The sequence below is a fragment of the Nonomuraea cypriaca genome (genome assembly GCF_015645445.1).
Lineage (GTDB): Bacteria > Actinomycetota > Actinomycetes > Streptosporangiales > Streptosporangiaceae > Nonomuraea > Nonomuraea cypriaca.
Map to the genome: position 1 here is coordinate 1 of NZ_JADOGI010000301.1, position 10912 is coordinate 10912.

The following is a 10912-nucleotide window of genomic DNA, read 5'->3' on the forward strand; positions in this document are numbered from 1 at the left end:
GGGTTGGGGGTGGCTTCGTTTTCGGCGATTTTGAGGGCGCGGCGGAGGCGGCGTACGCCGATCATGTCCGTGCCGCCGAGCGGCCCGGTCAGGAGTTCCTCGGCCACGCCCTCGTCGAGCTGGGCCGGGTCGGTGGCGATCCGGAGCATCGTGAGCAGCGGGCGTACGCCGGGCTCCTGGGCGATGGGCACCTCGTCGCCCGCGATCATCGTCGGGACCCCGGCGTTGACCAGCGCCCGCCGCAGCAGCGGCACCTGCCGCCTGGCCGAGCGCACCAGCACCGCCATCCGCCGCCACGGCACCCCGTCGATCAGGTGCGCCCGCCGCAGGGTGTCGGCCACGATCGCGGCCTCCTGGCTGGTGCTGTCGGCCAGGAGCACCCGGACCTCGCCATCCGCCGCCTCCGGCAGGGGCTCCAGGTCGCGGTGGCCGTGCGCGTCGCTCGGCATGGGGGCGGCGGGCAGGCGGGCGGCCACGCGGCGAGAGGCCTCCAGCAGGCCGTCCCCGCTCCTGCGGCTCACGCGCAGGGCCAGCACCGGCGCGTCGCGCCCGTCACGGGTCCTGAACCGGTCGGGGAACTTCATGATGCCCTGGACGTCCGCCCCCCTGAACCCGTAGATCGACTGGTCGGGATCGCCCACCGCGACCAGGTCGCGCCCGTCGCCCGCGAGCTGGGCCAGCAACTGCTCCTGCGCCGGGTCGGTGTCCTGGTATTCGTCCACGAAGACCACGTCGTGCGCGGCGCGCTCACGCTCGCTCACATCGGATCCGTCCAGCAGCGCGCAGGCTGCTCCGATCACCTCGGCGTAGTCGTACGTCTCCTGCGGGTCGAGGTCGAACCTGACCTGGTAGCGCTCGGCGAACCGGCCGGCCGCCACCCAGTCGCCCCTGCCGTGCCGCCTGCCGAGCGCGACCAGGCGCTCGGGGTCGAGCCCGCGTTCGGAGGCCCGGGACAGGAAGTCGCGCAGCTCCTCGGCGAACCCGCGCGTCTTGAGCGGCTCGCGCAACGACTGGGGCCAGTCGAGGGCGCCGTTCTCCAGCTCGCCGTGCAGCAGCCGCCGGATCTCCAGCAGCTGCTCGGGGCCGGTGAGCAGGCGGGGAGGTGCCTTGCCCGCGAGGACGGCCTCGCGGCGCAGGAGCGCGTAGGCGTAGGAGTGGAAGGTCAGGGCCAGCGGGGTGCGGGTGGTGCGGCGCAGGCGTCCTGTGACGCGCCTGCGCAGCTCCTCTGCGGCCTTGCGGCTGAAGGTGAGGATGAGCACGCGCTCGGGGTCGAGGCCGCGCCGCTCGATCCTGTCGACGACGCTCTCCACGATCGTGGTCGTCTTGCCGGTGCCCGGACCTGCGAGAACGAGGAGCGGCCCGCTCTGGTGCGCGACCACGGCACGCTGGTGCCCATCCAGAACAGGGGGCTCGGCAGGCCCTGCGCTGTCGCGGCGTACCAAACGCCAGGTCTGACCACTCACAGCACTAGATTCCACCAGACCACAGGGGTAGATCGTGCCGACTTGCCCGGTCTCCCCACGCGAACCGCCAACGGTACCGACGCAAATATCCAGATATCTCGCGACACGCCGTGCCAACCGTGTTCGCCACCAGCGTCACAGCAGTCGCGACATATCTTGATTGCCGTCAAGATGCGATATATCGTGTCATGCAGAGCGAGAGGGAAATGTCATGACCAAGACCGGCAAGGGATACAAGGGCGTAGGCATGGAAGGCCCGATCGCCCGCTGGTACGCCACCAGCACCGGCAAGGCCACCGACAGGTTCGAGGAGTCGGCCGACGCGGTCCGGCGGCGGACACCCCAAGGGAGCGACATCCTGGAGGTGGCCCCCGGCCCCGGCTACCTGTCGATCATGCTCGCCCGCACCGGCGACTACACGGTCACGGGGCTGGACGTCAGCGAGACCTTCGTCGAGATCGCCCGCGGCAAGGCGGCCGAGGCCGGGGCCGCGGTCGACTTCCGGCTCGGCAACGCCTCCTCGATGCCGTTCGACGACGAGAGCTTCGACTTCGTCGTCTGCTGCGCCGCGTTCAAGAACTTCTCCGACCCGGTGGGGGCGCTCAGGGAGATGCACCGCGTGCTGCGGCCCGGCGGCGGCGCCCTCATCCTCGACCTGCGGCGGGACGTGTCCAAGGAGGCGGTCGACGCCGACGTCGCGCGGATGGGTCTCGGGGCGCTCTCCAGGGCGTTCACGAAGTTCACGCTGCGCTTCTTCCTGCCGCGGCGGGCGTACGTGAAGAGCGAGTTCGAGGACCTCATCGCGCGGACCGCGTTCAGCTCGCACGAGGTCCGGCTGTCGCCGCTCTCCCTTGAGGTGGACCTCAGGAAGTGAGCCGGGGCCGCTCCACGGAGGGTTAACCTTAGAGCCAATGTTTCGCCTGGTGCGGGGGCTGATCGTGATGTGCTGGCAGGTTCACTCCGAGCGGTCCCTCTACACCGACGAATGGCTGGACATCCGGGTGGCCGACGTGGAGTCGCCCGACGGGCGGCGCCTCGATCACCGGCTCGTCCGCACCGCGCCTGGCGCCGGGGCCGTCGTCACCGATGACCAGGAGCGGGTGCTGCTGATCTGGCGGCATCGCTTCATCACCGACACGTGGGCCTGGGAGATCCCGCTCGGCCTGGTGGACGAGGGCGAGATGCCGGCCACGGCGGCCGCGCGCGAGGTCGAGGAGGAGACCGGCTGGCGTCCTGGCCCGCTGCGTCCGCTGCTGTCCATCCAGCCGGGCAACGGGTTCTCCGACAGCCTCCACCATGTCTACCGCGGCGAGTCCGCCACCCACGTCGGGCTCCCGGCCGGCCCGTGGGAGCGGGTCGAATGGGTGCCGGTCGCCGACGTACGCAGGCTCGTCGACAACGGCGAGATCGTGTGCGGGACGAGCCTGTCGGCGCTGCTCTACCTGCTGGTCGAAGACTTCTCCTGCGGCCCCGCCCACCAGGACGCCCCCGGCCGGCCGGTCCTTCTCAGAGACTTCCCCGGGCTCCAGCACTGACCCCGCCACAGAGCGGGATCAGAAGCCGGGGGGCGGGGCCCGGAGCCTGCGGCGGCTTCAGGAGAAGAGGTGGTCCACCACGCGGGCCGTGGCCTTGCCGTCGTCCCGGGGGGCGAAGGTGGCGCGGAAGGTGTCGTAGCGGTCCGCGTGGGCCGCGGCCACCTCGTCGATCGACCGCAGCGCCTCGACGACGTCAGACGAGGTCGAGAGCACGGGCCCCGGCGCCTGCTCGGGCAGGTCCAGGTAGAGGCCCCGCTTCGAGGAGTATTTCGCCAGGTCGTAGCCGTAGAACACGATCGGCCTGCCCGTACAGGCGAAGTCGAACATGACCGAGGAGTAGTCCGTGACGAGGACGTCGGCGACCAGGAGCAGGTCGGCGATATCCGGATAAGTGGTGACGTCGTGGGCGATGTCGGGGACAGCCGGTACGGCCTGCATGGGGTGAGCGCGTACCAGGATCTCGTGGTCGGCTCCCAGCGCCTGCCTGGCCTTGGCGAGGTCCAGCTTGACCATGGCGTTCTTGCGGTCGTAGTCGCGCCACGTGGGCGCGTACAGGACCACGCGCTTGCCCTCCACCAGGCCGAGCCGCTCGCGGACCCTGGCCGCGAGGGCGTCCCTGTCGGGTGAGTTGAGCACGTCGTTGCGCGGCAGGCCGCTCTCCAGGATCTCGCCCTTGTAGCCGAACGCCCGCCGCAACACGTCCGTCGCCCACGGCGACTGCGACAGCAGGAGGTCCCAGCCGCGCACCTCCGCCGCCTGGCGGTGCCAGATGGGCGGCCTGGGGTCGCGGGCCATGTGGGGCTGGTCGTTGCCGATCCGCTTGGCCGGGGTGCCGTGCCAGGTCTGCAGCACCACCTGGTCCTCGCGGGCGCGGAACCAGACAGGCAGGAACGAGTTGGTGACGATGTGGCGGGACCTGGCCAGCGCGGCGTGGTGCTCCCGGCTGCCGGCGCGCACCACGGTCGCGGGGCCCTGCGGCACGAAGGCGCCGTCCTTGACGACCCAGATGTGCTCGCGGTCGTCGCCCCTGCGCAGGCGCTCCTCGTAAATGGCGCGGACGCTGTCGGCGTAGAGGCGGCCGTCGTTGACGACGTAGACGGTGGCCTCCGTCAGCGGCTCGGAGCGCTGGGCCGGGTAGAAGACGCGGCGCAGGACGTGGGTGCCCGCCACGCCGCGCTCGTCCGCCGGGCGCTCCTCCTCGACCGCGATCACCGGCACGTCGAAGCGGGTGGACAGCATGCGGTAGACGTGGCCGCCGAGCGTGCGCGGCTCCTCGTCCAGCCCGGACAGGGCGGCGTGGTCCATCCTGAACGGGACGATCTCGCCGGACGGGTGCCGCAGCGACATGTTCCAGGTGCCGGACGACAGCGGCACCGGCTCGCCGAAGCGGTCCAGTGCGGCCGGCTCGACGCGTACGGAGAACTCCTCGCCGGAGCGCTCCATCGGCAGCAGGTAGGACAACCCCGTGCGGTGGCGCAGCGTGAGCGAGCGCGGGCCTGGGGCGTCGGGGTAGTGGCCGCGCAGGACGAGCGCGGACCCCTCCCAGACCGCGGAGGTGATCACCGGGCGGATCCGGTGGGCGGAGACGACCACGCGGTCGCGGCGGTCGCCCAGCACGGTGATCTCGCGGTCGCCCACCGTCGTGCGGGTCTCCACCAGATCGGCGAGCATGACGGAGGCCGCCGGGTCACCCTTGGGCTCGACCCAGAGCCGCCGCCCGTCCTTCTCCTGCAGCAGGGCCGGCACGGCCAGCCCGACCACCACCTGGGTGCCGCCGGTCACGGGCGTGAAGTCGGCGGCGATGCGGTGGCCGCCCAGCCTCGCGTGGCCCTTGCCCACCGTGCGGCCGGGCAGGAAGATCTTGAGCTCGAGGCGCTCGCCGTCGACGGACACGCCGCTCAGCTCGGCCCTGTTGGGCTGGAGCACGACCTGCAGCGCCCGGTCGGACGTCCAGACCGGCCTGACCCACCAGCCGGGCCTCAGCTTGAACCCGGCCGGGCGCTCAGGGCGGCCGACGCCGGAGCCGCGCAGCAGGCCGGTCGCCCACGCGCCCCGGCTCCAGAACACGATCTCGGCCCGCCACGTCGTGGTGTCGGGCACGGAGGGCCGGTGACGCAGGCGGCGGCGCACGCCGGAGACCGCGCCGCGGACGGCGCCGCGCCAGCGCAGCGGCCACGGGCTCAGCTCCGCGGTGAAGCCCGACCAGTCGTAGTTGCAGCCCGGCTCGCGGGCGCCGTGCGTGGCCTCGGGCGCGAGGACGCGGCGCGTGCGCATCCGGATGGGCGGCAGCCAGCGCGGCCCGCGCAGCACCACGCTCGCCCAGTTGAACCTGCGGCTGCGCACCGACAGCCCGGCCAGGTAGGCGAAACCGGTGACGCGCAGCTTGCCGTTGACCCAGACGATGTCGTCGATGTGGGTCACCGGCACCAGGTCGGCGCGCCGCAGGCGGTAGAGGTCGGCCGGCAGCTCGCCGCGGAAGGGCAGGTCGGCGTACCAGCGCAGGCCCTTGCGGATGCGCTTGGACGGCTCCGCCGCCGCGGTCACGACGTCGGCGAGCGTCTCGCCGTCGACGAGTTCGGCGTCCGGCCGGTGCTCGATCAGGTGGCAGATGACGCGGCGCGCGACGGGCAGGTCGCGTTTGACGCCCGCGTCGACGCCCACCAGGTAGGGGCGTACGAGGTCGAGCATTTCCCGCCGCCGCGCGGCGCCGCGCTTGATCGCCAGGTCGATGCGGTTGCCCAGGGGACCGCTCAGGACCTCGGTGTCGAACGCCGCGTCACGGCCGCCGGGACCGACCGCTCGCATGACCGCATCGAGAGGCTCGCCACGATCGCACAGATCCTGGACAGCCTTCAGGCGGTCAGCGAGCGAATCGCCGCCCTGGCTTTGGGCATTGACGCCGGTTGCCATCGGGAGGCACCGCCTTTCGGGCCGCCATCAGTGTTCTGCCCATGGTAATGGGAATCACATGTCATGGATTCGCCCGTTCGGCGAAACAGCAGCTCAGAGCCCTTACTGAAAATCGGCTGAACGCCCGTCCCAGCGCCCCAGCCGCATGTCCACCCGCTCGCCGCGCAACGGGGTGCCCTCCTCGCGCCAGTGCGCCAGGCAACGTCGCAGGTGGTCAGGGGCGGCGCCGCTGCCGTCCGCGTGTACGACGCGCCACCACGGCACACCCCCGCCCCACGTGGACATCACCTTGCCGACCTGGCGCGGGCCGCCCTCGCCCAGGTATTCGGCGATGTCGCCGTACGCCATGACCTTGCCGGGCGGGATGCGCTCGACGAGGTCGAGGACCCGCTCGGCGAAGGGGTTCATGGAGTCCATGCGGCCGGGCCGGCGTCGATGATCTCGTCGAACTTGCCGATCTCCACCGCGCCGCCGCCGGTCACGACCTCGATGACGCCGTCGCGCAGCGCGTAGACCTCGCCGTCCTCGCCCACCAGCCGGGCGCCGAGCGCGGCCGACAGGCGTACGAGCTGGGCCACCTGCCAGTCGGAGCCCGGCTCGCCGACGAGTTGGCCCTGCCAGCGCGCCACCGTGTGCGTGCCGTCCCCGTGCGCGGCCACGATCTCGTCAGATCCGCGCAGCCTGAACCCGGCCGGCGCGATGGCCTTCGCGAGCTCCGCGAAGGCGAGTGGCGACTCACGCACCACCCGCAGCTCGTATCCCATGACGCGGGACCATAGCGGATCTTTACTCATCGCGCCGAACGATCATTCCCTGCCGCTGCGCTGGTTCAGGAAGACGATCGCGCCGCAGAACATGACGAGGGCCACCAGCACCCCGCCCCCGTACAGCCACAACCGCAACGGATCCGGCCCTGGACGCGACGGCGAAGGAGAGTCCTCGCCCTGGCCGAAGTGCTCCATCCCGGGCACGACGCTGCGCTGCGCCCCGGTCAGGCGTTCGGCGGCGTTGAGCGCGGCGGCCGCGTCCACCACCCCGAAACCGGTCTGGTCGTCGTATCCGGCGGCGGGCCTGCCCCTCGCGCCGGCGACCAGGGCCTGGGCGACCTGCTCTGGCGCCAGGTTCGGGTAGCGCGACTTGATGAGCGCGGCCACCCCCGACACGAGCGCGGCGGACGAACTGGTGCCCTGCGACAGCTCGTAGCCGCTCCCTGGCCTGACCACGGGTACGTCCACGCCGGGCGCCGCCACCATGACCGACAGGTTGTCGGTGCTGAACGGCGCCTTCCTGCCCTGCTTGTCGGTCGCCGCCACGCCGATGACGCCCGGGTAGCCGGCCGGGAAGCTCCAGTACGAGGTGCCGTTCTCCCTGGTGTAGTTGGTCTGGCCGTCGTTGCCCACGGCGGCGACGAGGACGACGCCCTTGCCGAGCGCGTACGACACCGCCTCCCGCTCCGACTTGAGCGGCCCGTAGGACCCGATGGACATGCTGATGACCTGGGCGCCGTGGTCGGCGGCGTACCGCAGGGCGCGGGCGAGCGAGCTCTCGGTCGCCTGCCTGCGGTCGTCGAACGGCGGGACGCCGTTCTCCGGCTCGTCGTCCGTGACCATGGGCAGCGACAGGATCCGGGACTCCGGTGCGACGCCGATCAGCCCGTCGTCGGCGCCGGAGCCGGCGATCAGGCCGGCCATGGCGGTGCCGTGCCGGCCTGGCGTCACCTCGCGGCTCACCGCCGACGTGCTCATGTCCGGCCCGGCGCTGACGCGGTCGCGCAACTCCTTCACGTCGTCGTCCACGGCGCTGTCCACGACGGCGACGGTGACGCCCGAGCCTTTGCTGACGGTCCAGGCCTGCTCGACGTTGAGCGCGTCGAGCACCCACTGCTGCTGGTCTCTGACGGGGTCCACGGTGGGTCCCGCGAACAACAGCAGTGCGGCGGTGAGCGTGCGTACGGCGGTCAGCACACGTTCCCCTGGGTGCAGGGCGGCACCTTGGGCGGGTCCGCGAGGAAGTAGGCGATCTGGTTGCCGATCGACTTGGCGGCCGGCCACAACTCGCTGTGCAGGAGCTCCTCCGGCGGGACCGCGGCCCTGGTCCGCCCGTCGGCGTAACCCGCCGCCGAGAACACGATGTACGGCCCCGCGCCCACCCAGGCGGTGCGCTGGCGCTGCTCGGTGCCGAAGCGTTCGGTCACCGTGCCGGGGAAGGCCACCGGCAGCACGCCCACGCGGTCGTCCTGGGTGAGCTCCTCGGTCGCCGACACCCGCGACTCCTCGTCCTTCAGCACCGCCACCCCGACCGTGATGACGAACGACGCGGTCTGGTCGATGTACGTGGCCCGCAACACGGTGACACAGCCGTGATCCTCCAGTACGCCGGCCACGGCGGCGTCCATGGCCTTCCCGCAGTCGGTCTCGGGGGCGATGCCGACGCGCCTGGCGTACTGCTGGGCGCGGTCGAGCCCGAGGTACTTCACCTCTTCGGGAAAGACGCCCGTGGCGGGCCACGCCTGCCAGCGCCGGGCGATCTCCTCCTCCTTGTACTGGTTCTGCTCGGCCGGGGTCAGCGGGCGTGAGCGGGTCTCGGCGATCAGGCCGACGGTGCCGAGGAGCACCACGGCCGCCGACACGACCACGACGATGCCGAGCAGCGCCACGAACATGCGCCGGTAGCGGACACCCTGTTCCAGGTTGTCCCGCTCGGCGCGGCGCTTGACGGCCGCACGCCTTTGGGAGTCCGCCGCCGGCCACGACCGCACACGCGACCGCCGGCCGGTACTGGCGCCGAGCGGGTTCCTATGACCCGGCGTGGCTTCTCCCCCGGCACGGGGAAGCCCTGAGGTCGACCTACGTGGCGTGTTCATGGCCTCCACTCCGTGAAGGCGGGCTCGTCCGCCCCATGCCGCCGCTCTCCCCGGTCGCTGCGCTCCCGGCGCTCCTCCTCCAGGCGACGGCGCTCCCTCGCGTGCTCATGGCCTCACTCCGTTCGGCGGGCTCGTCCGCCCGGATGCCGCCGCCTTCCCCCGTCGCTCTGGTCGCTGCGCTCCCGGCGCTCCTCCTCCAGGCGACGGCGCTCCCTCGCGTGTCCATTGTCTATTTCGTCCCCCTTGATGGGCGGATCATGCGTCTTGCGAGCTGTGTGCGCGGCGGACGCGTCTGACGAGGAGGAAAATGACGCTCAGGGAGGCGAGGGCGCCGAAGGTCGCGGCGCCGGCGATGGCCGTGTAGACCGTGACGCGGTTCTCGTCCCTGACGATGACCTTGATGCGGCCCGCCTGGCCCCCGGCCACCGGCATGGCCGGATCCTGGACCTGGGTGCCTGTGGCGGTCTCGGTGTGCCCGGCCAGCCGGCCCGCCTCGGCCAGGGCTCGGGGGGCGTTCACGATGCCGAAGCCGGTGGCCGTGTCGTAGCCGCCCGGCGGGCGGTCAGTCGCGCCCGCGGTCAGGGCCTGCGCCAAGAGCGGCGGCGATATATCCGGATATTTGGCCTTTATGAGGGCGGCCACTCCGGACACCAGCGCGGTCGCCTGAGAGGTGCCGCGGCCCACCCAGTATTCGTCGCCAGGACCCGCGCCCATGATGTCGACGCCGGGCGCGGCCACCAGCACGGAGGAGTTCCAGTTGGAGAACGTGGCCCGCCGCAGCCGCCGGTCCGTCGCCCCCACCGAGACCACCCCGGGGAACGCCGCCGGATAGGAGTAGGGCGCGAAGTCGCCGTCGAGGTCCCTCTCGCCGTCGTTGCCCGCGGCGGCGACGAGCACGACGCCCTTGGAGATCGCGTAGCGGATGGCCGCCCGCTCCTCCCGGGTCGCCAGCTCCTTGGAGATCGACATGTTGATCACGTCCGCCCCCTCGTCGACGGCGTACCGGATGCCCTTGGCCACCACGTGCTCGAAGCGCTCGGCCGAGTTGAACTCGCGGAAACCCGGCTCCTCGTCCTCGAGGATGACCCTTACCGACAGTACGTCTGCTTCGGGCGCGACGCCGATGATCCCGAATCTTCCCTTGTCACCGTGACCGTGCCCGGCGATCAACGAGGCCATGTACGTACCGTGCAACCTGCGCGGAGCCACCCCCGCGGGGTTCGCGCCCGCGGTGAAATCCTTGCCCACGCGCACCGACCCGGCCAGGTCGCGATGGCCGGGATCGACCCCGGAGTCGAGCACCGCGATCGTGATCCCCGCCCCCTTGCTGACCCGCCACGCCTGCGTCAGCTCCAGCGTCTTGATCACCGCCCGCTGCCCGCCGCGCACGTCGTCGGCCAGTGCCGCCGACGGCGCGAACAGCAACGCCGCGACGACCGCGCCCACCCCGGCCCACCGCAGCCCCGCCGAACTCAGCACTGCCACTCCCCGGTCGTGCAGTCGGGCATCCGCGGGGTGCTCAGGTCGCTCAGGACGTGCTCGGAGATCTCGGCGGCGAACGCGTAGATGGACGGCCGCTGCTCGCCCGCCGCGTTGGCGGGCCGGCCGTCCACCTGCCCGGCCGTGGTCAGCACGAGGTACGGCCCCGCCTGGCGGACCGATCCAGCCTGACGGACGCCGGGGGTGAAACGGTCGGCGACCGTGCCGCTGAAGGCCAGCGGACGCAGCCCAGGCTCGGGCTTGCCGGTTTCGGCGAAGGCGGACTTGGCGCGTACGGCACCCAGCTCGTCTGCCAGGGCCACCACGCCGATGGTGACGAGCACGCCGCGCAGCGCGTCGATGTACGTGGCGCGCAGCACCCCCCTGCAGCCCGCGCTGTGCAGCGCCTCGACCGCCTTGGCGTCGACGGGGTCGCACGCGGTGTGCGGTGAGATGCCGATCCTGCTGGCCCGCTCCCGCCCGCCCTGCTCGGCGGAGTACGGCAATGTGGCCGGGAAGATACGTCCGGCGGGCCAGGTACGCCAGCGTTCGGCGATCTCCCGTTTGGCCGCCGCGTGCAGCTCGGCCGTGCTCGGGCCGCGCGTGAGCTCGGTGCCCGCCGCGCTGCCCGCCACTCCGGCGGCCACCGCGCAGACCAGGGT

At 72.0% G+C, this 10912-nt stretch carries 10 protein-coding genes; 2 read left to right on the forward strand and 8 right to left on the reverse strand.

All coding sequences use genetic code 11. The features are described 5' to 3' along the window. Positions 1–1463, reverse strand: a 1463-nt coding sequence (locus ITP53_RS49665; RefSeq protein ID WP_195902469.1) for an ATP-dependent helicase, incomplete at its 3' end; no start/stop codon positions are given. 211 nt (positions 1464–1674) lie between these two features. On the opposite strand from ITP53_RS49665, the gene ITP53_RS49670 reads away from it, so the two are divergent. Then, on the forward strand, positions 1675–2337 hold the full coding sequence (locus ITP53_RS49670; protein ID WP_207757547.1) for a class I SAM-dependent methyltransferase: 663 nt from the start codon (positions 1675–1677) through the stop codon (positions 2335–2337). A 67-nt stretch (positions 2338–2404) separates the two neighbouring features. Beyond that, positions 2405–2998 carry an NUDIX hydrolase gene (locus tag ITP53_RS49675; protein ID WP_195902477.1) on the forward strand — a complete coding sequence of 198 codons (594 nt, stop codon included), beginning with the start codon at positions 2405–2407 and terminating at the stop codon, positions 2996–2998. A 57-nt stretch (positions 2999–3055) separates the two neighbouring features. On the opposite strand, the gene ITP53_RS49680 is transcribed toward ITP53_RS49675, so the two are convergent. The 7 genes from ITP53_RS49680 to ITP53_RS49710 all read right to left on the reverse strand — a co-directional run. Beyond that, positions 3056–5803 (reverse strand): CDP-glycerol glycerophosphotransferase family protein, encoded by a 2748-nt coding sequence (locus ITP53_RS49680; RefSeq protein WP_195902470.1) that lies wholly within the window; start codon positions 5801–5803, stop codon positions 3056–3058. 207 nt (positions 5804–6010) lie between these two features. Further along, entirely contained in the window at positions 6011–6325 is a 315-nt protein-coding gene (locus ITP53_RS49685; protein ID WP_195902471.1) for an MGMT family protein, read from the reverse strand. Further along, positions 6313–6672 (reverse strand): hypothetical protein, encoded by a 360-nt coding sequence (locus tag ITP53_RS49690; protein WP_195902472.1) that lies wholly within the window; start codon positions 6670–6672, stop codon positions 6313–6315. Before ITP53_RS49690 ends, ITP53_RS49685 begins: the two co-directional genes overlap by 13 nt. 42 nt (positions 6673–6714) lie before the next feature. Next, a complete protein-coding gene (locus ITP53_RS49695; RefSeq protein WP_195902473.1) occupies positions 6715–7872 on the reverse strand; it encodes a S8 family peptidase in 1158 nt (385 codons plus the stop codon). Continuing rightward, a complete protein-coding gene (locus ITP53_RS49700; RefSeq protein ID WP_195902474.1) occupies positions 7866–8666 on the reverse strand; it encodes a hypothetical protein in 801 nt (266 codons plus the stop codon). The genes ITP53_RS49695 and ITP53_RS49700 overlap by 7 nt, the downstream gene beginning before the upstream one ends. 360 nt (positions 8667–9026) lie before the next feature. Then, positions 9027–10250: a S8 family serine peptidase gene (locus ITP53_RS49705; RefSeq protein ID WP_328818359.1), complete on the reverse strand. Its 1224-nt coding sequence runs from the start codon at positions 10248–10250 to the stop codon at positions 9027–9029. Continuing rightward, positions 10244–10912: hypothetical protein (locus tag ITP53_RS49710; RefSeq protein ID WP_195902475.1), on the reverse strand; the 669-nt coding region annotated here is incomplete at its 5' end. The genes ITP53_RS49710 and ITP53_RS49705, both read right to left, overlap by 7 nt.